This is a genomic window from Bradyrhizobium elkanii USDA 76 (assembly GCF_023278185.1).
Lineage (GTDB): Bacteria > Pseudomonadota > Alphaproteobacteria > Rhizobiales > Xanthobacteraceae > Bradyrhizobium > Bradyrhizobium elkanii.
Window position 1 is genome coordinate 6747368 of the sequence record NZ_CP066356.1, and the last position, 24756, is coordinate 6772123.

28 protein-coding genes are annotated in these 24756 nt (G+C 64.9%); 16 read left to right on the plus strand and 12 right to left on the minus strand.

All coding sequences use genetic code 11. The annotated features are described in order from the left end of the window. Window positions 1-9 precede the first annotated feature (9 nt). Entirely contained in the window at window positions 10-315 is a 306-nt protein-coding gene (gene rpsU / locus JEY66_RS32355) for a 30S ribosomal protein S21 (protein WP_075968627.1), read from the minus strand. Here rpsU and JEY66_RS32360 point away from each other — a divergent pair. Together JEY66_RS32360 and JEY66_RS32365 are read left to right on the plus strand one after the other, a co-directional pair. Further along, window positions 280-759: a hypothetical protein gene (locus JEY66_RS32360; protein ID WP_162136744.1), complete on the plus strand. Its 480-nt coding sequence runs from the start codon at window positions 280-282 to the stop codon at window positions 757-759. The genes rpsU and JEY66_RS32360 overlap by 36 nt on opposite strands. Before the next feature lie 51 nt (window positions 760-810). Beyond that, on the plus strand, window positions 811-1044 hold the full coding sequence (locus JEY66_RS32365; RefSeq protein WP_016844535.1) for a DUF6894 family protein: 234 nt from the start codon (window positions 811-813) through the stop codon (window positions 1042-1044). Window positions 1045-1065: 21 nt separating this feature from the next. On the opposite strand, the gene JEY66_RS45500 is transcribed toward JEY66_RS32365, so the two are convergent. From JEY66_RS45500 to JEY66_RS32385, 4 genes are all read right to left on the minus strand, one after another. Next, window positions 1066-1446 carry a DUF6894 family protein gene (locus tag JEY66_RS45500; protein WP_370145183.1) on the minus strand — a complete coding sequence of 127 codons (381 nt, stop codon included), beginning with the start codon at window positions 1444-1446 and terminating at the stop codon, window positions 1066-1068. A 50-nt stretch (window positions 1447-1496) separates the two neighbouring features. Then, a complete protein-coding gene (locus JEY66_RS32375) occupies window positions 1497-1745 on the minus strand; it encodes a hypothetical protein (protein WP_018270369.1) in 249 nt (82 codons plus the stop codon). A gap of 104 nt (window positions 1746-1849) precedes the next feature. Further along, window positions 1850-2059, minus strand: a complete 210-nt coding sequence (locus JEY66_RS32380) for a cold-shock protein (protein WP_016844538.1) — start codon at window positions 2057-2059, stop codon at window positions 1850-1852. Between the two features lie 290 nt (window positions 2060-2349). Beyond that, window positions 2350-3342, minus strand: coding sequence for a LysR family transcriptional regulator (locus tag JEY66_RS32385; protein ID WP_016844539.1), 993 nt, complete (start codon window positions 3340-3342; stop codon window positions 2350-2352). A gap of 155 nt (window positions 3343-3497) precedes the next feature. Between JEY66_RS32385 and JEY66_RS32390 the strand changes: the two genes are divergently transcribed. Then, the gene (locus tag JEY66_RS32390) at window positions 3498-3872 is read left to right on the plus strand and encodes a DUF1330 domain-containing protein (protein ID WP_240537013.1); all 375 of its coding nucleotides are present in this window, start codon (window positions 3498-3500) and stop codon (window positions 3870-3872) included. A gap of 45 nt (window positions 3873-3917) precedes the next feature. On the opposite strand, the gene JEY66_RS32395 is transcribed toward JEY66_RS32390, so the two are convergent. Continuing rightward, window positions 3918-4868: a lytic transglycosylase domain-containing protein gene (locus JEY66_RS32395; RefSeq protein WP_038379373.1), complete on the minus strand. Its 951-nt coding sequence runs from the start codon at window positions 4866-4868 to the stop codon at window positions 3918-3920. 195 nt (window positions 4869-5063) lie between these two features. Next, on the minus strand, window positions 5064-5756 hold the full coding sequence (locus JEY66_RS32400) for a VOC family protein (RefSeq protein ID WP_016844542.1): 693 nt from the start codon (window positions 5754-5756) through the stop codon (window positions 5064-5066). Between the two features lie 144 nt (window positions 5757-5900). On the opposite strand from JEY66_RS32400, the gene JEY66_RS32405 reads away from it, so the two are divergent. Both JEY66_RS32405 and JEY66_RS32410 read left to right on the plus strand, forming a co-directional pair. Then, entirely contained in the window at window positions 5901-6464 is a 564-nt protein-coding gene (locus tag JEY66_RS32405; protein WP_016844543.1) for a DinB family protein, read from the plus strand. Between the two features lie 114 nt (window positions 6465-6578). Continuing rightward, window positions 6579-7307: an alpha/beta fold hydrolase gene (locus JEY66_RS32410; protein WP_016844544.1), complete on the plus strand. Its 729-nt coding sequence runs from the start codon at window positions 6579-6581 to the stop codon at window positions 7305-7307. A gap of 68 nt (window positions 7308-7375) precedes the next feature. On the opposite strand, the gene paoC is transcribed toward JEY66_RS32410, so the two are convergent. The 3 genes from paoC to paoA are packed head-to-tail and all read right to left on the minus strand — an operon-like array spanning window position 7376 to window position 11183. Beyond that, window positions 7376-9577 (minus strand): aldehyde oxidoreductase molybdenum-binding subunit PaoC, encoded by a 2202-nt coding sequence (gene paoC / locus JEY66_RS32415; RefSeq protein ID WP_018270367.1) that lies wholly within the window; start codon window positions 9575-9577, stop codon window positions 7376-7378. A 17-nt stretch (window positions 9578-9594) separates the two neighbouring features. Next, window positions 9595-10545, minus strand: a complete 951-nt coding sequence (locus JEY66_RS32420; RefSeq protein WP_018270366.1) for an FAD binding domain-containing protein — start codon at window positions 10543-10545, stop codon at window positions 9595-9597. After that, complete coding sequence (gene paoA / locus JEY66_RS32425; RefSeq protein WP_016844561.1) at window positions 10542-11183, minus strand: aldehyde dehydrogenase iron-sulfur subunit PaoA; 642 nt, start codon at window positions 11181-11183, stop codon at window positions 10542-10544. Before paoA ends, JEY66_RS32420 begins: the two co-directional genes overlap by 4 nt. A 410-nt stretch (window positions 11184-11593) precedes the next feature. Here paoA and JEY66_RS32430 point away from each other — a divergent pair, with 410 nt between their 5' ends. The 9 genes from JEY66_RS32430 to JEY66_RS32470 all read left to right on the plus strand — a co-directional run bounded on the left by JEY66_RS32430 (window position 11594) and on the right by JEY66_RS32470 (window position 21253). Continuing rightward, window positions 11594-12355, plus strand: a complete 762-nt coding sequence (locus tag JEY66_RS32430; protein ID WP_016844562.1) for a crotonase/enoyl-CoA hydratase family protein — start codon at window positions 11594-11596, stop codon at window positions 12353-12355. 61 nt (window positions 12356-12416) lie between these two features. Continuing rightward, window positions 12417-14087 carry a bifunctional metallophosphatase/5'-nucleotidase gene (locus tag JEY66_RS32435; protein ID WP_050999407.1) on the plus strand — a complete coding sequence of 557 codons (1671 nt, stop codon included), beginning with the start codon at window positions 12417-12419 and terminating at the stop codon, window positions 14085-14087. A gap of 158 nt (window positions 14088-14245) precedes the next feature. Next, window positions 14246-15172 (plus strand): histone deacetylase family protein, encoded by a 927-nt coding sequence (locus tag JEY66_RS32440; protein ID WP_018270363.1) that lies wholly within the window; start codon window positions 14246-14248, stop codon window positions 15170-15172. Window positions 15173-15300: 128 nt separating this feature from the next. After that, window positions 15301-15552: an exodeoxyribonuclease VII small subunit gene (locus tag JEY66_RS32445; RefSeq protein ID WP_016844565.1), complete on the plus strand. Its 252-nt coding sequence runs from the start codon at window positions 15301-15303 to the stop codon at window positions 15550-15552. A gap of 583 nt (window positions 15553-16135) precedes the next feature. After that, the gene (gene dxs / locus JEY66_RS32450; protein ID WP_018270362.1) at window positions 16136-18064 is read left to right on the plus strand and encodes a 1-deoxy-D-xylulose-5-phosphate synthase; all 1929 of its coding nucleotides are present in this window, start codon (window positions 16136-16138) and stop codon (window positions 18062-18064) included. A 99-nt stretch (window positions 18065-18163) separates the two neighbouring features. After that, window positions 18164-18727, plus strand: a complete 564-nt coding sequence (locus tag JEY66_RS32455; RefSeq protein WP_016844567.1) for a nucleoside 2-deoxyribosyltransferase — start codon at window positions 18164-18166, stop codon at window positions 18725-18727. Continuing rightward, window positions 18724-19485 carry a TlyA family RNA methyltransferase gene (locus tag JEY66_RS32460; protein WP_018270361.1) on the plus strand — a complete coding sequence of 254 codons (762 nt, stop codon included), beginning with the start codon at window positions 18724-18726 and terminating at the stop codon, window positions 19483-19485. Before JEY66_RS32455 ends, JEY66_RS32460 begins: the two co-directional genes overlap by 4 nt. Then, on the plus strand, window positions 19478-20719 hold the full coding sequence (locus JEY66_RS32465) for a class I SAM-dependent RNA methyltransferase (RefSeq protein WP_018270360.1): 1242 nt from the start codon (window positions 19478-19480) through the stop codon (window positions 20717-20719). The genes JEY66_RS32460 and JEY66_RS32465 overlap by 8 nt, the downstream gene beginning before the upstream one ends. 54 nt (window positions 20720-20773) lie before the next feature. Further along, entirely contained in the window at window positions 20774-21253 is a 480-nt protein-coding gene (locus tag JEY66_RS32470) for a nucleotidyltransferase domain-containing protein (RefSeq protein ID WP_016844571.1), read from the plus strand. Window positions 21254-21279: 26 nt separating this feature from the next. On the opposite strand, the gene JEY66_RS32475 is transcribed toward JEY66_RS32470, so the two are convergent. After that, the gene (locus tag JEY66_RS32475) at window positions 21280-22131 is read right to left on the minus strand and encodes a DUF1194 domain-containing protein (RefSeq protein ID WP_016844572.1); all 852 of its coding nucleotides are present in this window, start codon (window positions 22129-22131) and stop codon (window positions 21280-21282) included. A 233-nt stretch (window positions 22132-22364) separates the two neighbouring features. On the opposite strand from JEY66_RS32475, the gene clpS reads away from it, so the two are divergent. Both clpS and JEY66_RS32485 read left to right on the plus strand, forming a co-directional pair. Continuing rightward, entirely contained in the window at window positions 22365-22670 is a 306-nt protein-coding gene (gene clpS / locus JEY66_RS32480; RefSeq protein ID WP_016844573.1) for an ATP-dependent Clp protease adapter ClpS, read from the plus strand. Between the two features lie 15 nt (window positions 22671-22685). Further along, complete coding sequence (locus tag JEY66_RS32485) at window positions 22686-23525, plus strand: hypothetical protein (RefSeq protein WP_240537011.1); 840 nt, start codon at window positions 22686-22688, stop codon at window positions 23523-23525. On the opposite strand, the gene JEY66_RS32490 is transcribed toward JEY66_RS32485, so the two are convergent. After that, the gene (locus JEY66_RS32490) at window positions 23522-24715 is read right to left on the minus strand and encodes an adenylate/guanylate cyclase domain-containing protein (RefSeq protein ID WP_016844575.1); all 1194 of its coding nucleotides are present in this window, start codon (window positions 24713-24715) and stop codon (window positions 23522-23524) included. The two genes, JEY66_RS32485 and JEY66_RS32490, sit on opposite strands and share 4 nt — an antisense overlap. Window positions 24716-24756 lie beyond the last annotated feature (41 nt).

A 24756-nucleotide genomic window follows, 5' to 3' on the forward strand; every position in this document is an offset into this window, starting at 1 on the left:
CGGTACGGGCTAGGTCTCCCGTGTGCCGCCTGCTTGCTGTGGCGATTGTGGTGATTGCCTTGGCGCCGAAGGTTTGGACGCCGGGAATTTGGGTTTCCGCGGAGGCGCCGCGATCAATCCATCCCGTATCGCTTGCTTGCGGGCAAGCTTGCGGGCTCGCCGCACGGCCTCGGATTTCTCTCGAGCCCTTTTTTCCGATGGCTTTTCGAACGATCTGCGGCGCTTCATCTCTCTAAATACGCCTTCGCGCTGCAACCTCTTCTTTAGAACTCGAAGCGCTTGGTCGATGTTGTTGTCCCTGACAAGAACTTGCAACGGATTACCTCTCTCGCGGTACAACGCACATTGAATGAACAAGAGCCCGCTCTATCAGTGACAGAGCGGGCCGCACTGCCATTCCAGTACATCCGTGGAACGGCAGCCGACCGACAACGTCGCGGAAGCTTCAGCCGCGGTGCTACCAGCACGCGTCCTCGCTTTCATCCGACGATGTCTTTGGAAAAAGGTCCTGCGGGACCGATCTACAAGGCTCAAGGCCAGTCGATCCACCACACCTATGCACTTATCTCAGCTATGCAAGACGCGATCGCAGATCGTGAGAATTATATCCGACGGTTCAGCCACGGCGAGATCATGGCTGAACGGCGACGGCGGCTTGACCGCGAACGCGAAAAGCGGTTCCCCAAAAATCTCCATCGTTGCCGCGTAGCAAATTCGCTCCAACAGGCGCAGAGTACGGCGCTGCCGGATGACTATTGAGCGCCGGCACCTGAGAGCCTGGGCAGCTCCCGCCACAAAAGGGAGCCGAAGATGGCAACCCGCTTCTATTTCGATATCCGCAACGGCGAGCAACTCTATGCCGACAAACAGGGCATCGAGCTACGCGACGAGGAAACTGCCGCGCACGAAGCGATGCAGTCACTGCTTAGCATAGCCAAAGACAACCCGTCTTTGGACAAGCAAAGGCTGCTGGCGTTCGAGGTCCGCACGGACGAAGGGCCGCTGTTTCAGGTCAGTCTCAGTCTGGGCATCACAAGGTGCTAGGGCGTCGGCGCGCAACCAAACTCAGGAATTTGACCGGCGAATGCGCCATGCAATCCGCACTTCAAGCACGGGCCCGTCGTCGTCCCGGACTTCGATCGCAATCTGATCGAAATTGTGACCGCGAACGGAATCGCGAACCATGTCAGCCAAAGCACGCGCGGCTTCTTCTTGAACCGCCGCGAGATCGGACAGCACCAGACCTTCCTCGTCGAGGGCCAAGCCGCAACCGTCACGGAGATCGAAATAGTACTTCATCGCCATGATAATATGGCCCGGCTCTCGATCGTTCCTGCCGACCTTGCGAAATGTGGCGACGAAGTTCGATGCAGACGGCGAGAGTCGCCCCGGAGAGTCATGACCAGTCCACGCTGCTTCCCATAGCGATCCCAGCGTGGCGGTCAAAAAACAGGGCAGCTTCAGCGACGTGATCGAGGATGCGGGGAGTGCGCAGCTCAGCGCACGATGCGCTTGATCCGTTTGGTCCTCTTGGCTGCAGGCGCTGATGGTGCAGGGCCAGCCTGCGCGGCCGCCTCGGCGTCACGCGCTTCACGGAGAGCCCGCAGACGCACCATGTTCTTGCGCACGGCGATCGCGTCGCGCTCGACCTCAGCGATTGCCTGCGCGCCGGCCTCGGCGGCAAGCCGCTGGCGCTGGGCCTTGGCCAGGCGCTCGGCAGAAAGTTCTTCCGGCTTCTTGGCCATGAGCGAATGAGCCCTTTGAAAAGCAGCGAGACCCGCTCAACCCATCAGAGGATCGAGCGGGCCGCGGCTGTCATCCCAGTACATCCGTGGAATGACAGATCGATTCAAGCCAGCCGAAGATCTTCGGCGCTGGTCTTGCCACGCATCTTGTCTATCTTGAGTTCGAACGACAGCTTCTGGCCCTCGGCGAGACCGCCAAGTCCGGCCCGCTCGACAGCGCTGATGTGAACGAACACGTCATTCGTGCCATCATCGGGCTGAATGAAACCGAAGCCCTTCTGGCCGTTGAACCACTTCACAGTACCTGTAGGCATTTGTCTTCTCCAAAGCGGACGCACGTGAATTCGCGCTTGGTTCCGCATCATCCTTCAACCGACGATGTTCTTTGGAAAAGGGCCGCTTTGACCATTCAACAAGGCACAACGGCAAATCGAACGCTGCAAGCATACACACTTAATCCGCTAGGACAAGCTCAGAAGCGTCGTCGATCGGATGAGCGGAATTACACCGAGCTGTCGTTCCGATAAACCGAACCATGCTTCGCGTAAGGGCGTACGCCGGCGGGGAACTCAGTGATTGATGACGCGGGCACAAATCGCAATATTCAACCACTCGGACTTTTCGCCTTGCGTGGAACTCGCCTTGCGCGGGACCGAACGCTTGCTTTTGCTACAGCCGGCTCCGTGGGGCGCGTGATCGGAAACGTCTTCCGCATATGCGCTGCCAGCATTGCACAGTAGTCGGTCGCGAAACGAGGCAACGGACGCCGCTTGTCCCATGAGATGGTCAGGGGCTCCTGCAACACACGGCGCCTGTGCGTGAGACCGACAATTCTTAGTTCGTAGCGCCAGCACTGAAGCTGGGAGGGAACGATCGCGACGCCGTGTCCCGCCTCGGCGAGCGCCAGCAAGGTGTGCGGACTGCGACTCTCGAACATGATCTTGGGTTTCAGCCCCGCCATACGGCTTGCCGCATCGAAAGCACGCCGAAATCCGAACCCGCTGTCCAGCAGCAGCAACGGAAGTTCGGCGAGGTCAGCGATCTCGATCGTGCGACGAGGACCAAGCGGCATCGACGGATGGCAAGCAGCCAGTAACTGCACGGATCCAAGCGGAAGGCTGCCGAAGTGCTGCTCATTCAGTCTGACGGCATGCAGTAGATTTTGGCCGAGATGAACTTCCCCGCGTTCGAGCATCGCCAATATCTCGCTACCTGTCCCCTCCCTGATCCTGATCTCGACCCCGGGATATCGCTCCGCGTACCGGTGGAGAAATTCTGACAGCACGCTCTCGATGTGTTGCGGCGAGCCAGCGATCCTCAGGACCCCGGTATCTCCTTGACGGAGCAACTGAGCCTGCTGCTTCAGCGAATTGACGCTGTTGAGCAGCAGACGGCAGCCCGCAATCAACTGCTCGCCTTCGCCAGTCAATAGAAGCCGGCGCCCGACGCGATCGAAGAGCTGCAAGCCGAGCTCCCGTTCGAGACCGATGATTTGCCTGGACAAGGCCGGTTGGGCGACACGCAACTGCAATGCAGCCTTTGAAACGGTGCCGAGCTCGGCCACCGTCAGGAACGTGAGGGCCTGTTGGAGGTTCATGCCCGCTTATACCATTCGAGCATAAGATTTGAGAAAATATATGTATTGGACGTATTTCGAAGCCTCGTGGAAAGTCCTGTCAGGCTGCGGCTTGCGGCACCGGCACGGCAGCGGAGGAGGCTCCCATGAATTCTGGAGGCAGGATGGCTCTGGTCATGTTGGGTTGTACCGCGATCGGCGCGCTTGGCAGCGAAGCACTGCACGGCGAAGCCAGGCCGCCCGCCTATCTGATCGGCCAAATCGAGGTCACCGATCCCGATGGTTATGCGAGGGACTATCTCCCGCAGGCGAAGGAGATCATCAAGGCACATGGCGGAAAGCTGATTGCGGCTGCAGGCGCTGCGGCAACCGGTTCGCAGGTCGTTGCCGTCGATGGAAATCCACCCAAGCGCGTCGTCATCTATATGTATCCGAGCATGGACGCGCTTTGGGCCTGGCGACACGATCCAGCCTACGTGCAAGTTCGGGCCGTCGGCGAGAAATACGCCAGGTACCACACATTTGCGGTCGAGGGCTCTGTCGCCAATTAGCCTGATCACGCCGTCGATCGCAGGCGACCTGCAACGTCGCGCCACCTAATTCCGAAACACCAGGCAGCGCCCGCCGACTGCCTCCAATCGGGCGCACAGCTGGTTAGCCCGCTCACGGGTCGTCTCGGCGACCCGGAGCAGATACCAGGTGGCCGAGCCTGGTCCGGCCATGCGCGATCTCAGAACGAGCGGTGCGCGATCGCCGAGCACGGATGCAAATCGTTTCTGAAGTTGCTGGTAGTCGGCGAGGACCCTCGATTGCGACGGGCCGCCGGCCAATTGAAGTCCCCAGGGTCCCCACGCAGCTTGCTGTGCGATTGTCCCGAACTCTCTTGGGCCCGCGGGAAGCGCCCGAACGAGCATGCCGCGCACGATGTCGCCGCAGGCCATGGCCGCGTCGGTGTGGACCCGGTCCTCGAGCGAACCCTGCGCCCATTCTTCGGCAGACTTGCCCGTGATGATCCTGACATAGGCGCGTGTTTCGCCCGGCAGGTTTCCGCGTCCCGCCAACCAATCCTGAACACGCCGCGGACCACCATTATAGGCGGCCGCCGCAAGGCCGAGATTGCCGAATTGCGCGCGCAGTTCGCGGAGCCAGCGCGCCGATTCCTGCAAGGCAGGCAATGGCTCGAACGGGTCGACCAGACCGCGCCACCGCGCCGTACCGGGCATGAACTGGGCGATCCCCTGGGCACCGGCCGAACTGACGGAATTGGGATCGAAATTGCTTTCCTGCCAGATCAGCCGGACGAAGAAATCCGGCGGCAAGCCGTTCTCTAACGCAGCCTCCTCTAACGCCTTGCAGTATTGCTGCGGCCCGTCGAGCTTTGGACGCAAAGGTGTCGGCGCCGGCGACGGAACGGATGACGATTGCTGATCGGACGCCGACCGATCGGCCTCAGCGTTGCGCACTCCGGCGTTGCTATCCGGACGAGACGTTTCCGTTTGCGATGTTTCTGTCTGCGCCGGCTCTGCGCGCTGCGCGACGGGCGTCACCGCTGGATTGCTGAGAGGTTGAGCGCTTGCAACGGGGACAAACAGCAGCAGGCAAGCCGAGCCGACAGCCGCTGGCAAGATCGATCGATGAACCCGCCGCGGCCCGAAAATCGACTGCATAAAGCGATCATCAAATTGGATGCATTCGCGGGATCATATCATCGGCGCCGCGCGGGCGGGCAGAAAATTTGCTGCCTAGCGGTTGGACAGGCTCCCAACGATCGATGCGCGACGAGACAGTTCGATCCAGTTGCCATCGGGATCGAGGATCATGGAGATCCGTGCGACCTCGCCGAGCGTCACCGGCGCAAGGCCTTCCCGCACGCCCTTGGCGCGCAGCCCATCATGCACGGCGTCGATATCGGCGACCTGCAGCGTGATGTAGCGCCAGCCGCGCGCCTGCCGGATCGGATCGACCGTCGCGGCAGCATCTTCCTCGAGCAGGATCAGGCTGTCGCCGAGGCGGAACGCCGGACCGCCCGACCATGATTGCTCGGTGAAGCCGAGGATATCGCCGTAGAACCTGCGATGCGCGGCGAGGTTGCGCACCGCCATCGCGACGGCGATCTGGGTGATGCCGTCATGTCCGGGCGCAACCAGGCAAACCCGGTTGCCGTCGGGATCGTGCATGTGTTGCGGCGTTTCGACGCCCGCGCGCGCAATGATCAGTTCGCGATAGCCGCTCGGCGCCGCATCCGGCAGCGGTTCGACATGATGGTTGAGCTTGATGACCGAACCTTGCGCGTCGTGCCGGTACTGCTTCTGCCCGCGGCGGATCGGCTGCACGTGATCGAAGCGAAGTCCGGCATCCTGCTGCCAGAACCGCAGCATCGGCTCGAGATCGTTGGAGGAAAGGCCGACGTCGATCACGTTCTTTGCCAGTTGCATCTGCTGCCGTCCTCGGATGAAGTGCACCACGATGGATTAGCTATGCGAGGATCAAGTCAGCAACGCAAGCACCACGATCGCTGTCGTGGATCGGCCGGCTGGCCGCCGAGCCCGGCTGAAACAGTCAATCCAGTGAGGACCGATATGCAAGCAGGCCTCGTTCAGACTTTTCGCGCTTTTGCGTACAACAATGCCTGGGCCAATCATCGCCTGCTCACGGCCTGCGCAGGTCTCAGCCAGGCGGAGTTCGCCGCCGCGCGGACCGGGTTCTTCCCGAGCCTGCAGGCGACGCTGAACCACATTCATGTCATCGACCTGTTTTATATCGACGCGCTCGAAGGCGGCTGGCTCGGCCCGAAGGCCTGGGCGAACGAGGTGCCCTACCCGTCGGTGGCGCAGCTGAAAGACGCCCAGCGCGCGATCGATCAGCGGCTGATCGTGCACTGCGATGCGCTGACGCCTGAGCGGCTCGAGGACATCGTGAAGGTCAACCGCGACACCTCGGTGCAGACCGAGCGACGCGACCGCCTCTTGATGCATCTGTTTCAGCACGAGATCCATCATCGCGGCCAGGCCCACGCGATGCTCTCGGAGACCACAGTGAAGCCGCCGCAGCTCGACGAATTCTTCGCCGCCGGCGAAGCGCCGCTCCGGGCGGCCGAGTTCAGGGATCTCGGCTGGAGCGAAGCCACCGTGTGGGGCGGCTGAAGGCGAGGTTCCGCCCGCGATCGGGCGGTGCGGGACGGTTCCCGTTCCGGAACGAGGGCTTGAATCCGGGCGCTGCCACGCTCACCTGTCGGTGAAACATGGGGAACTCTATCAATGCCATTCGCCAATCACCGGGGCCAGCGCATCCATTACACCGTCGAGGGATCCGGGCCGCTGATCGTGCTGCAGCACGGCCTCTTGCTTGACGCCGCGAGCTGGAAGCAATGCGGCGTGGTCGACGCGCTTGCCGATCGCTTTCGTGTCGCCTGCGTCGATTCGCTCGGACATGGCCTGAGCGACAAGCCCGCCGATCCGGCACTCTATAATCAGGCGCAGCGCGCCGGCGACATCGTCGCCGTGATCGACGATCTCGGCGGCGAGCGCGCCCATGTGGTGGGACACTCGATGGGCGGGTGGGTCGCGGTCGGCGTCGCCCGGTTTTTCCCGGCGCGGCTGGCGTCGTTGGCGATCGGCGGCTGGGACTTTCTCACTGGACTGCCCCGCGGCAATGCCGGCCCGCTGACCTACGGCGCCTTCATCACCTTTGCCCGTCGCACCGTGCCGGAGCTTGCCGAATGGGTGACGCCGGATCTCGAAGGCGGCGTGCGCGCCTGCTTCAATGCGCTCGGCCAGGTCGACGGCGCCAAGGACGCGGTGCTGTCCTCGCGCGTGCCTGTGCTGCTGTGGAACGGGCAGGACGACGGACCGCATGCGCCGATGCAGCGCTTCGCCGCAGAGAACGGCCTCGATGCGATGTCGGTGCCCGGCGATCACCTCGGCGCGCTGTTTCAGCACGGCGCTGCGATCGGCCGGGGCATCGGCTCGTTCGTCGGGCGCGGCTAGAGCACGATCCGGAAAGTGCGAAGCGGTTTTCTGAGCGCGATGACGATTCGACCTAATCTCGTCGCGCTTTAGACCGGCATCTCCGCGAGCAGCTTGTCGAGTGTGATCGGATAGTCGCGCACGCGAATGCCGGTCGCGTTGTGGACCGCATTGGCGACCGCGGCGGCGACGCCGCAGATGCCGAGCTCAGCGACGCCCTTGGCCTTCATCGGCGACGACATCGGGTCGGTCTCGTCGAGGAAGATCATCTCCTGATGCGGGATGTCGGCATGGACCGGCACCTCATAGGCCGCAAGGTCGTGATTGATGAACAGGCCGTGACGCTTGTCGACCACGAGGTCCTCCATCAGCGCAGCGCCGACGCCCATGGTCATCGCGCCGATCACCTGGCTGCGCGCCGCCTTCGGATTGAGGATGCGGCCCGCCGCGCAGACCGCAAGCATCCGCCGCACCCGGATCTCCGCCGTGTCGGCATCGACGCCGACCTCGACGAAATGCGCGCCGAAGGTCGACTGCTGGTAGGTTTTCGCGAGATCGCCATATTCGATGGCATCCTCCGCCACGAGGTCGCCGCCGCCGGCGGCCTGCGCCAGCGGCACGCTGCGATTGCCGGAGCGGACCACGCCGTCGGCAAACACCGCCTCCTCGGAATTGAAGCCGAGCTTCTGCGCAATGGTCTCGCGCAGCTTGGTGCAGGCTGCATAGACACCGGCAGTGGAATTGTTGCCGCCCCACTGGCCGCCCGAGCCGCAGGACACCGGAAAGTCGGAATCGCCGAGCCGCACCGTGACCTTCTCGAGCGGCACGCCCATCATCTCGGCGGCGGTCTGCGCGATGATGGTGTAGGAGCCGGTGCCGATGTCGGTCATGTCGGTCTCGACGGTCACGATGCCGTTCTGGTCGAGACGAACGCGGGCCGCCGATTTGGTCACGAGATTGTTGCGGAACGCCGCGGCGACGCCCATCCCGACCAGCCAGCGTCCGTCGCGGACCTCGCCGGGTTTCGGGTTGCGCTTGTCCCAGCCGAACCGCGCCGCGCCATCGCTCAAGCACTGCACCAATTGCCGCTGCGAGAAGTGCCGCTCCGGATGCTCGGGGTCGACCTGGGTGTCATTGCTGATGCGCAGCGCCACCGGGTCGATGCCGAGCTTGTCGGCGAGCTCGTCGATCGCGATCTCGAGCGCCATCATGCCGGAGGCTTCTCCGGGCGCGCGCATCGCATTGCCCTCCGGCAGATCGAGCGCCGCAAGCCGCGTCGCCGTCATCCGGCTGGCGCCGGCATAGAGCAGCCGCGTCTGGCTCACCGCCATCTCGGGCTCGCCGTCCCTGACGTTGCCGGACCAGCTTTCGTGGCCGATCGCGGTGATCTTGCCGTCGCGCTCGGCGCCGATGCGGATGCGCTGGATCGTCGCCGGACGGTGCGTCGTGTTGTTGAACATCAGCGGACGTTGCAGCGCGACCTTGACCGGACGGCCGGCCGCACGGGCGCCGAGCGCGGCGAGCAGCACCTCGGCGCGCAGGAACAGCTTGCCGCCGAAGCCGCCGCCGATATAGGGCGACACCAGACGGACGTTCTCCTTGGGGATGCCGAGCGTCTTCGCCATGTCCTCGGCGCCCCAGGCGATCATCTGGTTGGAAGTCCAGACCGTGAGCTTGTCGCCGTCCCAGGCCGCGATCGAAGCATGCGGCTCCATCATCGCGTGACCCTGATCGGGCGTCGTGTAGGTGGAGTCGACCTGCACCGGCGCAGCAGCGAAGGCGGAGGCGAAATCTCCGACGGCGGTGTCGGCCGGGCCGCCGAATGACGGGTGCGGCGTGATGCCCTTGTCCCGCTCCGCGGCGAGATCGAACTTGCCGTCGCCCTTGACGTAGTCGATCCGGACCAGTTGCGCCGCGGCCCGCGCCTGCTCGAAGGTCCCGGCGACGACGATCGCGACAGCCTGGTGATAATGCGCGATCTCGGGCCCGCCGAGCAGCGGCGCCGCATTGCGCTCGCCCTTGCCGAGCTTGCCGGCATTGTCCGCTGTGACGACGGCGAGCACGCCGGGCGCAGCCTTCGCCGCCTCGAGATCGATCGAACCGATCCGCCCTTTGCCGATCGCCGATCCGACCACGTAGCCATAAGCCTGGTTGGCCGCAACGTCGTGGCGCTCATAGGCGTAAGGCGCGGTGCCGGTGGTCTTGAGCGGCCCCTCGATCCGGCTGGTCGGGTGGCCGATCACCTTGAGCTGGTCGATCGGATTGAAGGTGGCGGGATGTTCAAAACGCATGATGTCAGGCCCTCATCTCAAGCTCTGGCCTCGCGCAGCACCGCCGCCAGCGTTCGCTCGGCGAGCGGCAGCTTGTACGCATTGTCCTTGGTCGGCTTCGCATCGGCGAAGAGGCGCGCGGTGACGGCCTTGGCGCCAGCAGGCAATTCCGCCTCCGCCGCCTCGACGCGCCACGGTTTGTGCGCCACGCCGCCGAGCGCGACGCGGCCGGTGCCGTCGCGCTGCACGATCGCGGCAACCGAGACCAGCGCAAAGGCATAAGAGGCACGGTCGCGCACCTTGCGATAGGCCTGCGCGCCGCCGACCGGTTTCGGCAGCACCACCGCGGTGATCAGTTCGCCCGGCTCCAGGCTGGTTTCAATCTCGGGGCTGTCGCCGGGCAGACGATGCAACTCGGCGATCGGGATGCTGCGCGTGGTGCCGTCGGGCCGCACCGTCTCCACGGTCGCGTCGAGCGCGCGCATCGCCACCGCCATGTCGCTCGGATGGGTCGCGATGCAGGCATCGCTCACCCCGACCACCGCATGCTGGCGGCTGAAGCCACCGATCGCGGCGCAGCCGCTGCCGGGCTTGCGCTTGTTGCAGGGCAGATTGGTGTCGTAGAAATAAGGACAGCGCGTCCGCTGCAGCAGATTGCCCGCGGTCGTCGCCTTGTTGCGCAACTGGCCGGAAGCACCGGCGAGCAGCGCGCGCGACAGCACGCCATAGTCGCGCCGCACGCGTATATCGGCGGCGAGATCGGTGTTGCGCACCAGCGCGCCGATCCGCAGGCCGCCGTCCGCGGTCTCCTCGATGCGGTCGAGCGCCAGGTCGTTGACGTCGATCAGATGCGCCGGCGTCTCGATCTCGAGCTTCATCAGGTCGAGCAGATTGGTGCCGCCGGCGATGAACTTGGCGTTCGCGGTGCCGGCGGCCGCTGCGGCCGCCGCGCCCGGCGAGGCGGCGCGCTCATAGCTGAATGATCTCATGCGCTCCTCCCGGCGACCTCGCTGATCGCCTCGGCGATGTTGGAATAGGCGCCGCAGCGGCAGATATTGCCGCTCATGCGCTCGCGGAGCTCGGCATTGGTCAGTCGCAGCGGCGCATTCAGATCCGCCGTGACATGGCTCGGGATCCCGGCCTTGACCTCGGCAAGCACGGCGACCGCCGAGCAGATCTGGCCCGGCGTGCAATAACCGCATTGATAGCCGTCATGCTCGACGAACGCCGCCTGCAGCGGATGCAGGCCGTCCGGCGTACCGAGCCCCTCGATCGTCGTGATCTCGTCGCCCTGATGCATCACGGCGAGCGTCAGGCAGGAATTGATCCGCCGCCCGTCGACGAGCACGGTGCAGGCGCCGCATTGGCCATGATCGCAGCCCTTCTTCGTGCCGGTCAGATGCAGGTGCTCGCGCAGGGCATCGAGCAGCGTGGTCCTGGTGTCGAGCTCGAGCTGGTGGGTTTCGCCGTTCACGTCGAAGGATACTCTCGTCATCACGGGCGCTCCGGTCGGGGCAGCTTGGGCGGCCGCAGGCGGAGGCGTCGCGATCGACGACGCCGCAAGCGAGGCAGCTCCAACAATCAACAGATGGCGCCGCGATAGTTCCAAACGTCCGGAGATCTGCATGCCGCCGCTCTCCTCAAGTCAGCCGGACGCGGAACCAACGACAACGACGTGTCGAGGTCTGCTCGGCCTGTCAGCAAAGGGAGAATGCCGCGAACGGCGGAATGTTTCTCGCGGGGAAGTTAAACTCGTCGCGAGCGCCGCGGCCGCTCCTGAGCCGCTCCTGGGAGGCAGCAGCACCATCAGGCGCGGCCGGCCTGCGCGGCCGCATCGTCGTACAGGTCCGGCCTACGACCAACGTCCCCTGCCCGGAATCGCGAAATTCCGGTTAGCTGCATTGCGCCGTTTTCATGCTCGCCCACAGGGAAAAGCGGCCCGGAACACGCTGGAGCTCTTGGGGCTTGCACCCAATCATGTAGGATGGCGGTACGACCTCCACCGGCGACGATGCCGGCCGACCCTGGGACCGCTCGATGACCGCGCATGTCATAGTAACCGACGAAGCCGCCACGCGCGTGATCCGGCTGCGCAGGCCCGAGAAGAAGAACGCGATCACCCAGGAGATGTTTCGCGCGATCAGCGACGCGATCGACAAGGCGCAGAACAATCCGAAGATCCGCTGCCTGATCATCACCGGCGGCTCCGGCGTGTTCACCGCGGGCAACGACATCGAGGACCTGCTCGCGCAGGGCACCTCGACCGGCGAGACGCCGCCGGCCTCCGACCTCGTCAAGTTCCTGTATTCGCTGGCCCACAATGTGAAGCCGATCATCGCCGCCGTCGACGGCGTCGCGATGGGCATCGGCACCACGATGTTGTTTCACTGCGACTATGTCCTCGCCAGCAAGACCGCGCTGTTCTCGACGCCGTTCTCCAATTTCGGCCTGGTGCCGGAAGGCGCCTCAAGCCTGTTGATGCCGCGCATGATGGGCCACCAGCGCGCTTTCGCGATGCTGGTGATCGGCCGCACCATGTCGGCCGACGACGCCCGCGTCGCCGGCTTCGTCAACACCGTGGTGGCGCCGGGGCATGCCGAGGTGGAGGCGCACAAGGTGGCGCGCGAGATCTGCGCGCTGCCGGCCGAGGCTGTGGCAATCTCGCGGCGCCTGATCCGGCTGCCGCCGGAGGACGTCACCCGCCGCATCGAGCAGGAGAACCATCTGTTCAGCGAACGGATGCGCTCCACGGAAGCAGTCGAGGCGTTCAAGGCATTCATGGCTCGCCCGAAGGATTGAAACGAAGCGTCGCAAAATTGTAGTGGCGCGGCGCCATGATCCCGTGCTCCATGGACAGGTCATGAGACAGCCCCGCCTTTCCCCTCTCGCCGCGGCCTGCGCGTTCGGACTGGTCGCAGCAAGCCCCTGCCTGGCGCAGGCCGCGGAGCCGGTCGACTTGCGCATTCTCGCGATCAACGATTTCCACGGCTATCTGCGGCCGCCGCCGGGCGGCATCCGCATCACCGATCCCAATGATGCGACCAGGAAGATCATGGAGCCCGCCGGCGGCGCCGAGCGGATGGCCACCGTCGTCAAGCAGCTGCGCGAGAGCCACAAGAACAACATCTTCGTTGCGGCCGGCGACCTGATCGGCGCGAGCCCGTTCCTGTCGGCGATGTTTCACGACGAGCCGACCATCGAGTCGCTCTCGCTGATGGGGCTTGCGATCTCCTCGGTCGGCAATCACGAATTCGACGAGGGCAAGGACGAGCTGCTGCGGATGCAGAATGGCGGCTGCCATCCGGTCGACAAATGCCAGGGGCCGCACTCGTTCACCGGGGCCAAATTCCGCTATCTCGCCGCCTCTACGATCGACAAGGCGACCGGCAAGCCGGTGTTTCCGCCCTACGAGATCAAGCAGTTCGACGGCATTCCAGTGGCCTTCATCGGGCTGACGCTGAAGAACACCCCGAACCTGGTGTCGCCGGCCGGCGTCGCGAGCCTCGATTTCCGCGACGAGGCCGAGACCGTCAATGCGCTGGTCCCCGAGCTGAAGGCGAAGGGCGTCGAGGCGATCGTGGTGCTGATCCACGAAGGCGGCTTTCCGACCGGCGACTATAATGAATGTCCAGGGATCTCCGGGCCGATCGTCGACATCGTCAAGAAGTTCGATCGCGCGGTCGACGTCGTGGTCTCCGGCCACACCCACCAGGCCTATGTCTGCGAGATCGACGGGCGGCTCGTCACCTCCGGCGACAAATACGGCACCCTGGTCACCGCGATCGATCTTCAGCTCGATCCGAACAGCCATGACGTGATCAGCGCCAGGGCCGCCAACACCATCGTGCGGATCGCCGGCACCGCCAAGGACCCCGAGCAGAGCGCGCTGCTGGAATCCTACGACCGGCTGGCCGCACCGATCGCAAGCCGCGCCGCAGGCTCGGTCACCGAAACATTGTCGCGCACACCGAGCGAGACAGGCGAGAGCCCGCTTGGCGACATCGTCGCCGATGCACAGCTGCTTGCAACCAGCGCTGAGCCGAATGGCGGCGCGGTGATCGCCTTCACCAATCCCGGCGGCGTGCGCACCGACATCGTCAAGCGCGAGGACGGCGCGGTGACCTACGCGGATATCTTCGCCAGCCAGCCGTTCCGCAACCAGCTCGTGACGATGACGCTGACCGGCAAGCAGCTCAAGGACGCGCTGGAGCAGCAATGGGCCGATCCGAAGCGGCCGCGCGCCCTCCAGGTCTCGAAGGGGTTCTCCTATGCGTGGGATGCGAGCAAGGGCGACGGCGCGCGCATCATCGCCGCACGGATGTCGCTGGACGGCAAACCGATCGACCTGGCCGCGAGCTACCGCGTCACGGTGAACAATTATCTCGCCGAGGGCGGCGACGGCTTCACGGTGTTCAAGCAAGGAACCGCGCAGCAGTTCGGCATCTACGACGTCGATGCACTCTACGCCTACTTCAAGGCCAACAGCCCGGTGGGCCCGACGGCAGGCAAGCGGATCGAGCGGATCAACTGAGCCGCAAACTCGTCTTCGTCATGGCACGCGGCCCTTTCCGGAACGCCGCTAACGGCCTAGATTAGGGCCTGCTCTTGCATGATCTTGTTCGGAAAACCGCTGCGCACTTTTCCGGATCATGCGTCCTCGCACGCGCATCGATTGCGCCGGGAATTTGCATGACACTGCTTCTGACGCATTCCGCCTGTCTCGACCACCTGACCCCTCCCGGACATCCCGAACGCCCCGACCGGCTGCGGGCGGTCGCCGAGGTGCTCGGCGAGGATCGCTTCAAGGCGCTGGTGCGCGATTCCGCGCCGGAAGGCGACCTCGATACCGTGCTGCTCTGTCACGGCGAGCACTATGTCAGCGAACTCCGCCACATCGCGCCGACCTCGGGCATGATCTATATCGACGGCGACACCTCGATGTCGCCGGGCACCTGGGAAGCCGTGATGCGCGGCGTCGGCGGCGCGGTGGCCGCCACCGATGCGGTGATGGAGGGCAAGCATCAAAGCGCCTTCGTCGCGGTGCGCCCGCCCGGGCACCACGCCGAGAAGTCGACGCCGATGGGCTTCTGCTTCTTCGACAACGCCGCGATCGCCGCACGCCACGCGCAGCGCAAATACGGCATCAAGCGCGCCGCGATCATCGATTTCGACGTCCATCACGGCAACGGCACGCAGGATATCTTCTGGGCCGACCCGACCGTGATGTATTGCTCGACGCACCAGATGCCGCTGTTCCCCGGCACCGGGGCCGCCGGCGAGCGCGGCGAGCATGACACCGTCGTCAACGCGCCGCTGGCGCCCGGCGACGGCGGCGCCAAGTTCCGCTCGGCTTTCGAGAATCTGATCCTGCCGCAGCTCGAGAAGTTCTCTCCCGAACTCGTCGTCATCTCGGCGGGGTTCGACGCGCATCACCGCGATCCCTTGGCCTCGATCAACCTGACGGGCGAGGATTTCGGCTGGGTCACGCGCAAGCTGATGGATCTCGCCGACAGGAGCGCCGGCGGCCGCGTCGTCTCCGTCCTGGAAGGCGGCTACGACCTGCAGGGCCTGAAAGAGTCGGTGGCATCTCACGTCAGCGCATTGATGGGCGGGTAAATCCCCGCCACAATACGCCCGCAAAAATTCGATTGATTCTGCGCCGGGGCGAGCATGGCCTGCGACAGGTCATGTTTGGACGACAAGATCAGGTTGCGATCTGATCCACGCAATCGGGAACGCAAAGAATGGCCGACAATACCCAAGCCGACGTGAAGAAGCTCTCCTTTGAACGCGCGATCGAGGAACTCGAAACGATCGTCAAGCGGCTCGAGGACGGCAAGGTCCCGCTTGAGGAATCGGTCGCGATCTACGAGCGCGGCGAGGCGCTGAAGCGGCGCTGCGAGGAATTGCTGCGCCAGGCCGAAGCCCGCGTCGACAAGATCACCACCGACGCCTCGGGCCAGCCGACCGGGACCGAGCCGCTCGACGTGCAGTAGAGCCCCGCTCCGATTCCATCGAAACGGAGTAGGCTCCGGGCGCCAGCCCCCACAGTCATGCGACTGAATGCCCGCCCCGGCGGGCAATTGTTGCTGTTTATTTCCAGCAATCCATCACGCCGCGGAGTGACCGCGGCGATCGGCGCGGCGCGCGAATCAGCCCGCTCCGTACCGGCCGGCTGCCGCTAAAATGGGCGTTATTGGAACCCGGCTCCGGCCCAGGCATTGAAAAGTCTAGGTTTTTCAAGACAGCGCATAGGAACCCTGCACCCCCTATCGGGTTGGCTTTGGCTACAGCTTTGGTGTAATGCTTCCAGTTCTATGGGCATTTGAAGGTGGCGGGCGGCCCGAACTTTTCGGGCGGCAAGCATCTCAAATGGTTCGATAAAACTGAACCGGGACGGGTGAAGAGCGACCAAGGTGATGCATATCACGTGGTCCAATCCGGAGTGAATCTAGGCTTACAATCAGGCACCGGCCTGCCGGGGCGGCACCCAGTGTCTGGCATTCGCTGCGCGGTGTGCGCGCCATCCCATCTCGCGTCGGGCGGTTCGTTCCGACAGGCAAAAATTGGAAATTCGCTGTGACCACATTTAGTAAGACGCCGCTTCTTGACACTATTCACACGCCGGATGACCTGCGCAAGCTGAAGGTCGAGCAGGTGCGGCAGGTTGCCGACGAGCTCCGCCAGGAAACCATCGACGCGGTGTCGGTGACCGGCGGCCATTTCGGCGCCGGCCTCGGCGTGGTCGAACTGACGACCGCCATCCACTACATCTTCGACACCCCGCGCGACCGCCTGATCTGGGACGTCGGCCACCAGGCCTATCCGCACAAGATCCTGACCGGACGCCGCGACCGCATCCGCACGCTGCGCACCGGCGGCGGCCTCTCCGGCTTCACCAAGCGCACCGAGAGCGACTACGATCCGTTCGGCGCCGCGCACTCCTCGACCTCGATTTCGGCCGGCCTCGGCATGGCCGTGGCGCGCGACCTCTCCGGCGGCAAGAACAACGTTATCGCCGTGATCGGTGACGGCGCGATGTCGGCGGGCATGGCCTATGAGGCGATGAACAACGCCGGCGCGATGAACTCGCGCCTGATCGTGATCCTCAACGACAACGACATGTCGATCGCCCCGCCGGTCGGCGCGATGAGCGCCTATCTGTCGCGCCTCTACTCCGGCAAGACCTACCGCTCGCTGCGCGAGGCCGCCAAGCAGATCAACAAGCGCCTGCCCAAGATCCTCGCCAACCGCGCCAACCGCGTCGAGGAATATTCGCGCGGCTTCATGATGGACGGCGGCACGCTGTTCGAAGAGCTCGGCTTCTACTATGTCGGCCCGATCGACGGTCACAATCTCGACCATCTGCTGCCGGTGCTGAAGAACGTCCGCGACATGGAGACCGGCCCGATCCTGGTTCACGTCGTGACCCAGAAGGGCAAGGGCTACGGTCCCGCCGAAGCCTCCGCCGACAAGTACCACGCCGTGGTCAAGTTCGACGTCGCGACCGGCACCCAGGCCAAGGCCAAGCCGAATGCGCCGGCCTACCAGAATGTGTTCGGCCAGAGCCTCGTCAAGGAAGCCGAGAAGGACGATAGGATCGTCGCCATCACCGCGGCAATGCCGTCGGGCACCGGCGTCGACATCTTCAACAAGGCGTTCCCGGACCGCACCTTCGACGTCGGCATTGCCGAACAGCACGCGGTCACCTTCGCCGCCGGCCTCGCCACCGAAGGCTACAAGCCGTTCTGCGCGATCTACTCGACCTTCCTGCAGCGCGGCTATGACCAGGTGGTCCATGACGTCGCGATCCAGAGCCTTCCGGTCCGCTTCGCGATCGACCGCGCCGGCCTGGTCGGCGCCGACGGCGCGACGCACGCGGGTTCGTTCGACAATGCTTATCTCGGCTGTCTGCCGAACATGGTGATCATGGCCGCCGCCGACGAGGCGGAACTGGTCCACATGGTGGCGACGCAGGTTGCGATCAACGATCGTCCGAGCGCGCTGCGCTATCCGCGCGGCGAAGGCCGCGGCATCGAGATGCCTGAAGTCGGCGTTGCCCTGGAAGTCGGCAAGGGCCGCATCATCCGCGAGGGCAAGAAGGTCGCGCTGCTTTCGTTCGGCACCCGTCTCGCCGAGTGCGAGAAGGCGGCCGACGAGCTCGCCGCCCACGGCCTCTCCGCCACGATCGCCGACGCGCGCTTCATGAAGCCGCTCGACGAAGAGATGATCATGAAGCTCGCCCGCGACCACGAGATCCTGATCACGATCGAGGAAGGCTCGATCGGCGGCTTCGGCTCGCATGTCATGCAGTTCCTGTCGGACAACGCCATGCTCGACAGCGGCATGCTCAAGTTCCGCTCGATGATCCTGCCCGACGTGTTCCTCGACCACGACACGCCGGCGGCGATGTATGCCCGCGCCGGTCTCGACGCCAAGAGCATCGTTGCCAAGGTGTTCGAGACCCTCGGCAAGGACTACAAGACCGAGACCGTCAAGCTCGCCTAATCGCTACGGGCGGCGCTCACTGGCGCATTTTCGGTTCTGATTGGATCAGAACCGAAGCTCCGGGTTCTCGCTCGAAAACGCACTAGCCCCGGCACGTCCATGAAGATCTATCTGGCAGGTCCTGACGTGTTCCTGCCGGATGCCGTGGAGATCGGCCGCCGTAAGGCGGAGGTTTGCGCCTATCACGGGCTGACCGGGCTGTATCCGCTCGACAGCAGCATCGATCCCACCGCCGCCGGCGCCTCGCTCGCCATCTTCAAGAGCAACGAGGCGATGATGGAGTCCGCCGACGCCATCATCGCCAACTTGACGCCGTTTCGCGGCCCCAGTGCCGACGCAGGCACGGTTTACGAACTCGGCTACATGGCGGGACGCGGCAAACTGTGCCTCGCCTATTCCAACGATCCCACGTCCTACGCCAATCGCGTGGCGCGGCTCAGTCAGGTCGTGCCGGCATCCGACGGACGCCTGATCGATGCGGAGGGGCTGACGGTGGAAGAGTTTGGATTACCGGACAATCTGATGATGATGCACGCGCTCGACCTGCACGGCAGCCCGCTGGTGACCCCGCGCGAGTCGTCGGCCGACCTCTGGCACGACCTCACCTCCTTCGAGGCCTGCGTGCGGCTCGCTGCCGCGCAGCGCCGGCAGGCGGCGAAGTGACCAGAGCGGGCGACAACGACAACAACGCATCCGCCGGCAAGCGCATCGACGTGCTGCTGGTGGAACGCGGCCTGTTCGAAAGCCGGGCGCGGGCGCGCGCCGCCATCGACGCCGGCCTCGTCACCGCCGACGGCAAGCAGATCGTGAAGGCGTCCGAGATCGTCGCACCGGGCGCGGCCCTCTCGGCCGAGCCGGCGCATCCCTATGTCTCGCGCGGCGGCGTCAAGCTCGCCGGCGCGCTCGAGCACTATCCGATCGACGTCGAGGGCCATGTCTGCCTCGATGTCGGCGCCTCGACCGGCGGCTTTACCGAAGTGCTGCTCGCCAACGGCGCAAGCCTCGTGTTCGCCATCGATGTCGGCCACGGCCAGCTGCATCCCTCGCTGCAAGGACATCCGAAGATCGTCTCCATGGAGGCAACCGACATCAGGAGCTTCGAGGGCAAGCGCCTGCCGGCGCGGCCCGACATCGTGGTGATCGACGTCAGCTTCATCTCGCTGAAGCTCGTGCTGCCGGTGGCGCTGTCGCTGGCGGCCGCCCCGATGCATCTTTTGGCGCTGATCAAGCCGCAATTCGAGGCGGCGCGCAAACACTCCAAGCGCGGCGTCATCCGCAACGCGATGGTGCACCAGGAAATCTGCGACGATATCGCCGCCTTTGCCGCCTCGCAGGGCTGCACCGACATTCAGGTGTTCCCGTCCTCGATCCCGGGCGGCGACGGCAATATCGAATTCTTCCTCGGCGCGCGCCGTGGCTGAACTTCTGACCATCGACCATGTCGGCCACCGTGGCGACGGCGTCGCGATCGAGGGATCGCAACCGATCTTCGTGCCTTATGCGCTGGCCGGCGAAACGGTCGAGGTCGACGACGTCCCGGGCAACCATCCCGACCGGCGGCGACTGCTGCGGGTCACGCGCCAAAGCCCCGAGCGCATCGCGCCGTTCTGTCCGCACTTCGGCGTCTGCGGCGGCTGCGCGATCCAGCACTGGAACGACGAAGGCTACCATGCCTGGAAGCGCAACATCGTGGTCGAGACGCTGGCGCAGGCGAAGATTGCGGCGGACGTCACACCGCTGATCGATGCCCATGGCGCGGGCCGTCGCCGCATCACGCTGCACGGGCGCATGGGCACCCATGAGGTCCTCAAGGTCGGCTACGCCGCGGCAGGTTCTCACGACATCATCCCGGTCGATCGCTGCCCGATCCTCGATCCTGCGCTCGACGGTGCGCTCGAGGCAGCCTGGGCCACAGCCGAGCCACTGATCGTGATCGGCAAGCCGCTCGACATCCAGGTGACCGCAACCGTCAATGGCCTCGACATCGACGTGCGGGGCTCCGGCGCGCTGCCCACCAGCCTGATCACCACTTTGTCGCGCGTCGCGGAAAAGCACCGGCTGGCGCGGCTGACACGCCATGGCGAACTGGTGCTGCAGCGCGGCTCCCCGGAGATTGCGATCGGAAAGGCGATGGTCGTGCTGCCGCCCGGCTCGTTCCTGCAGGCGACCGTCAAGGGCGAGGACACGCTGGCAGCGCTGGTTCGCGAGCATTGCGGACGCGCCAAGCATATCGCCGACCTGTTTTGCGGCGTCGGTCCCTTCGCGCTGCGCCTCGCGGAGAAGGCGCGGATCGCGGCCTTCGACAGCGATGCCGGCGCCATCACGGCGCTGCAGAAGGCCGCGCAAACGACGCCGGGGCTGAAGCCACTCAAGGCCGAGGCGCGCGACCTGTTCCGCCGCCCCCTGATGCCGCAGGAGTTGCGCGACTATGACGCCGTCGTGTTCGATCCGCCGCGGCAGGGCGCGCAGGCGCAGGTCACCCAGCTGGCGGCGAGCAAGGTGCCGGTGATCGTCGCGGTGTCCTGCAACGCCGCAACGTTTGCGCGCGACGCGAAGATCCTGATCGACGGCGGCTACAAGATCGCAGCCGTCACGCCGGTCGACCAGTTCCGCCACACGGCGCATGTCGAGCTGGTGGCGCGGTTCGCGCGCTGACGGGACGCTGCGACTATCGCTGAGCGCGGGCAGTCCCGCTATAGTCCGCGCTCCATGTCCGACGATCCGCTGCTCGCGCGCATCATTCCCGTTCTCGCCGCCGTACCGGGCGTCGCCGCCATCGTGCTCGGCGGCTCGCGGGCGCGCGGCACGGCGCATGATGCCTCCGACACCGATATCGGCCTCTACTATCGGGATGGCGCCGCGTTGGTGCGGCGCTTTCAATGGGAAGTGCTGTTCAGCATCGAGAATGCCGAGCTCGCCGTGCCGCGCGGCGACAGCACGCATATCGCCGGCTGCGCCTATCGCGCGTTGGCCTGCATCGCGCAGGTGCTGTTTGCGCTGAACGGGGCGTATCTGATCAACGAAAAGGGCGCGCTGGCGCAGGCCGCGAATTTTCCGGTGACGGTTCGCGACCTCGCTGGCCGTGCCACTGAGGTCTGGCGGCAGATCGGCGCGGCCGAGCACGCCGCCACGTTGCAGATGCTGCGCGTGCTGGAGAGTGACCTCCAGAAGATCTGTAGGGTGAGTTAGAACCGTCTACGAGATCGACATGATCGCTACCGCCCCCAGCGATCCTGCCAGATCTTCTCGCCGATCAGGCAATTGACCCGCGGCTCCTTATCGGCGGTCCGCATGATCGGGCGCTCCGGGGTGCGGCCGGCGACTTCGAGCAGCAGCTTGGTGCGGATCGCCTCCTTGAACTTCTCACGATCCTTGATCGTCACCACGAAGGAGCCCGGTCCGCCGATCACGCAGTCTTCGTAGTACCAGTCGAGATTTTCGATATCCATCGTCGAGTAGGACGGCTCCTTCACCATGATCGGCAGGCCGTTGATGACGATGCCCTTGTCCAGCGCCGCATCGCGCGCGGGCGTGATCGGCGTGCCGTTGTTGTTGGGCCCGTCGCCGGAAATATCGATCACGCGGCGCAGGCCGCGATGCGGATTCTCGTCGAACATCGGGATCGCGAAATAGATCGCGCCGGAGATCGAGGTGCGCGAGGCGCGGCGCACCGGCGTCTTCATGATCTCGGCGGCGACCGCATCGGCGGATTCAGGGCCGTCGATCACCCGCCAGGGGATGATGATCTTCTGATCGTTGGAGGCGGCCCATTCGAAATAGGTGATCGAGATCTTGCCGTTCGGACCTGCCTTCAGCGCCTGCAGGAAATCCTTGGAAACGATGGCCTGCGCATAGCCCTCGCGCTGGATCGCGAGCTCGTCCATGTCCATCGAATAGGAGACGTCGACCGCGATGATCAACTCGATGTCGACGCTCGGCGTGGATTCCTTTTCCGCCAGGCGATGGCCGGGCTGGGTTCCCGGGCCGGGCGCGGCAACACCGGCCACATCGCCGCTGGCCAACATGCCCGCGACAAGCACCGCTCCGATCGAGACATACCAGCGCATTGCGGCCCTCCCGTCGTATGAGTGTCATGGTGACACGCAATTCAGGCGGCGAAAAGCGCAGATATCAGCTGTCCTTCACATTCAGGTTAGACGTCCACACTCAAGTCAGACTTCGCTTGTCTCGAATGCGGCGACACGCGCCGTGCCGTTGCCGCAACGACGCCGTGCAAATGGAACGGTTCCAAGGCGCGCCGGAAGACGGTATTCTTACGGGGCAATCGCGAGGGAGTGCGATGCCAGATACCATCGTCAAGCCGAAAACCAGGACGAAGACCAAGGTCGAGCGGCCACGCCTGCACAAGGTGATCCTGGTCAACGACGACTACACGCCGCGCGAATTCGTCGTCACCGTGCTGAAGGGTGAATTCCGCATGACCGACGACCAGGCCTACAAGGTGATGCTGACCGCGCACCAGCGCGGCGTCTGCGTCGTCGCTGTGTTCACCAGGGACGTCGCCGAGACCAAGGCGACGCGCGCCACCGACGCCGGCCGCGCCAAGGGCTATCCGCTGCTGTTCACCACCGAACCCGAGGAATAGCGCGCCAGCGCCAGATTGCCGCAGGCCATGCCGCGAATTTTAGCGATCGCGGCGACCCCCGCTTTAAGGTTCGCGTGGCACGAACGCGGCATGACCGTCGCACTGCGCCAACAGCTTTCACTCCGGAAGACCCGCCCGGAAACCTCCTTCGGACCGTTTCGCCCTCTGCCCGCTTTGCCTTGGCTCGTCATGGCAACGGCGATACGGATCGTCGGCTTCGGCAAGCCTGGCCTGATCGTGCCTGCCCTGGTGCTGGCCGACGTCTGCGTGCTGCTCGCCTTCTTCGCCACGGCGCGGGACTCGATCCAGGCTGCCGGAGGCCAATCATCGCTCGGCGAATTGACGCTGGGCGAGCAAATCAAGCTGTCACTGTCGATCCTGTGGCGGATCGTGCTCGTGATAATCATCGCGACGCTCGCCACTGCCGCGATCGGTTTCTCGTCGTTTGCACCGCACCTGCTGTGGGGTCTCGATGGCATGGCGTTCGATCAGGGCGCCGATCTCGGGCGATTTTGGAGTGCCGCGATCGCGGCACTGGTGCTGCTGATCATCGTCAACGCGGAAAGCAATGGCGGCCGGGTCGCGCTGTTTGCCGCGGTCAAGGACCTTGGGCGGCACGCGCTCTGGCTTGGCGCCGCTGTACTCCTGCTAGGTGTGATCAACGTTGCGCTCGGCTACGGGCAGGGCCTGGTTCGCACCGCGATCTGGCACTTCTGGCAAATCTCGATGGTGGGCCAGCCGCTCAAGAACCTGATCTACGTCGTCTTCATCTTCAGCTTCGCCATGCTGCGGCTGTGGATCACGCTGTCGATCCTGACCTTCGGCCTGAAGCAGTCTTACGCCCGCGGCGGCTAGCTCGCAGCAGCGACCGGCGCCTCGTCGTACAGGCCGTAGACCCGCTCGGCCTTGGCAAATCCCGCGATCGGAAACTCGCCGAGATCGCTCCAGCCGCCGTCACTGATGCCGGCGAAGCGCTCCGAGGCCACCACGGTGCGGCCGAGACGGCCGGCGATCTTCTCCAGCCGCGCGGCGAGATTGACCGCCGGACCGATGCAGGTGAAGTCGAGCCGGTTGCCGCCGCCGATATTGCCGTAGAGCACGCGCCCGAGATGCAGCGCGAGGCCGAAACGGAAGCGTTCGACCGCATCGCCATTGGCGAATTGCAGCGCCTCGACGCCGGCGCGGGACGCGCGCGCGGCTTCCAGTACGCGTGAGCAGACCTGCACCTCGTCCCCGAGATATTCGTCGATCGGGAACACCGCGAGCAGGCCGTCGCCCATGAATTTGAGCACCTCGCCGCCATGGTCGCGGATCGCGCTGACCTGGCAATCGAAATAGAGGTTGAGGATCTCCACCACCGTCTCGGCCGGCAGGCGGTCCGACAGCGCGGTGAAGCCGCGCAGGTCCGACAGCCAGATCGCGGCATCCATCGTATCGGCATGGCCGCGCCGGATCTGCCCGCCCATGATGCGCTCGCCGGCCCGGTTGCCGACATAGGTGTCGAGCAAGAGCGAGGCGGTACGGCGCAGGGTGATGATCTCGATATAGCGCGCCAATGGCACGGCGATCGACCGGATCGCATCGAGCTGCTCGTCGGTGAAGCCGCCCGGCTGCCTGGTGGTCCAGCTCGAGGCATTGACGAAGCCGTCGGTATAGACCAGCGGCACGGCAATGTAGTCGGTGACGCCTTCGGCCTGCAGGTCCACGACGATCGGAAACCGGGCGCTTGCGGGATCGTCGAGCCGCGCGCGGACTTCAACGCCCTGCCTGAAGACGGTCGACAGCGGGCTGACGGCAAATTCCGGGGAGTCCAGGATGTTGTGATCGACGGTGCCGGTTTCGACCTCTGCGCCGGGCTTCCAGAAGAAATGGCGGCCATAGATCTCCGGATGCAGCGTGCGCACGAAGACGCCGATGCGCCACAGCGGCAATCCGGCCCGCACCAGCCGTTCGCAGCATTCCGCCATCATCTGCGGCGGGGTCGGCGCCGACCGCGCGCCGCCGATCATCCACTCGATGATGTCCCGAAGCTCCGACGCGTTCATGGCATTCCCCCAGGGCGGTCTGGCGACCGCCACTATATAAG

Excerpts from the sequence above, each read along its gene's own strand:
- clpS (WP_016844573.1), top strand. The coding sequence starts at position 22,365 with ATGCCAGATACCATCGTCAAGCCGAAAACCAGGACGAAGACCAAGGTC.
- JEY66_RS32470 (WP_016844571.1), top strand. The coding sequence starts at position 20,774 with ATGTCCGACGATCCGCTGCTCGCGCGCATCATTCCCGTTCTCGCCGCC.
- JEY66_RS32405 (WP_016844543.1), top strand. The coding sequence starts at position 5,901 with ATGCAAGCAGGCCTCGTTCAGACTTTTCGCGCTTTTGCGTACAACAAT.
- JEY66_RS32410 (WP_016844544.1), top strand. The coding sequence starts at position 6,579 with ATGCCATTCGCCAATCACCGGGGCCAGCGCATCCATTACACCGTCGAG.
- JEY66_RS32435 (WP_050999407.1), top strand. The coding sequence starts at position 12,417 with ATGAGACAGCCCCGCCTTTCCCCTCTCGCCGCGGCCTGCGCGTTCGGA.
- JEY66_RS32475 (WP_016844572.1), bottom strand. The coding sequence starts at position 22,131 with ATGCGCTGGTATGTCTCGATCGGAGCGGTGCTTGTCGCGGGCATGTTG.
- JEY66_RS32490 (WP_016844575.1), bottom strand. The coding sequence starts at position 24,715 with ATGAACGCGTCGGAGCTTCGGGACATCATCGAGTGGATGATCGGCGGC.
- JEY66_RS32440 (WP_018270363.1), top strand. The coding sequence starts at position 14,246 with ATGACACTGCTTCTGACGCATTCCGCCTGTCTCGACCACCTGACCCCT.
- JEY66_RS32380 (WP_016844538.1), bottom strand. The coding sequence starts at position 2,059 with ATGCCTACAGGTACTGTGAAGTGGTTCAACGGCCAGAAGGGCTTCGGT.
- JEY66_RS32365 (WP_016844535.1), top strand. The coding sequence starts at position 811 with ATGGCAACCCGCTTCTATTTCGATATCCGCAACGGCGAGCAACTCTAT.
- JEY66_RS32430 (WP_016844562.1), top strand. The coding sequence starts at position 11,594 with ATGACCGCGCATGTCATAGTAACCGACGAAGCCGCCACGCGCGTGATC.
- JEY66_RS32455 (WP_016844567.1), top strand. The coding sequence starts at position 18,164 with ATGAAGATCTATCTGGCAGGTCCTGACGTGTTCCTGCCGGATGCCGTG.
- JEY66_RS32400 (WP_016844542.1), bottom strand. The coding sequence starts at position 5,756 with ATGCAACTGGCAAAGAACGTGATCGACGTCGGCCTTTCCTCCAACGAT.
- paoC (WP_018270367.1), bottom strand. The coding sequence starts at position 9,577 with ATGCGTTTTGAACATCCCGCCACCTTCAATCCGATCGACCAGCTCAAG.
- JEY66_RS32420 (WP_018270366.1), bottom strand. The coding sequence starts at position 10,545 with ATGAGATCATTCAGCTATGAGCGCGCCGCCTCGCCGGGCGCGGCGGCC.
- JEY66_RS32385 (WP_016844539.1), bottom strand. The coding sequence starts at position 3,342 with ATGAACCTCCAACAGGCCCTCACGTTCCTGACGGTGGCCGAGCTCGGC.
- JEY66_RS32390 (WP_240537013.1), top strand. The coding sequence starts at position 3,498 with ATGTTGGGTTGTACCGCGATCGGCGCGCTTGGCAGCGAAGCACTGCAC.
- paoA (WP_016844561.1), bottom strand. The coding sequence starts at position 11,183 with ATGCAGATCTCCGGACGTTTGGAACTATCGCGGCGCCATCTGTTGATT.
- JEY66_RS32445 (WP_016844565.1), top strand. The coding sequence starts at position 15,301 with ATGGCCGACAATACCCAAGCCGACGTGAAGAAGCTCTCCTTTGAACGC.
- JEY66_RS32375 (WP_018270369.1), bottom strand. The coding sequence starts at position 1,745 with ATGGCCAAGAAGCCGGAAGAACTTTCTGCCGAGCGCCTGGCCAAGGCC.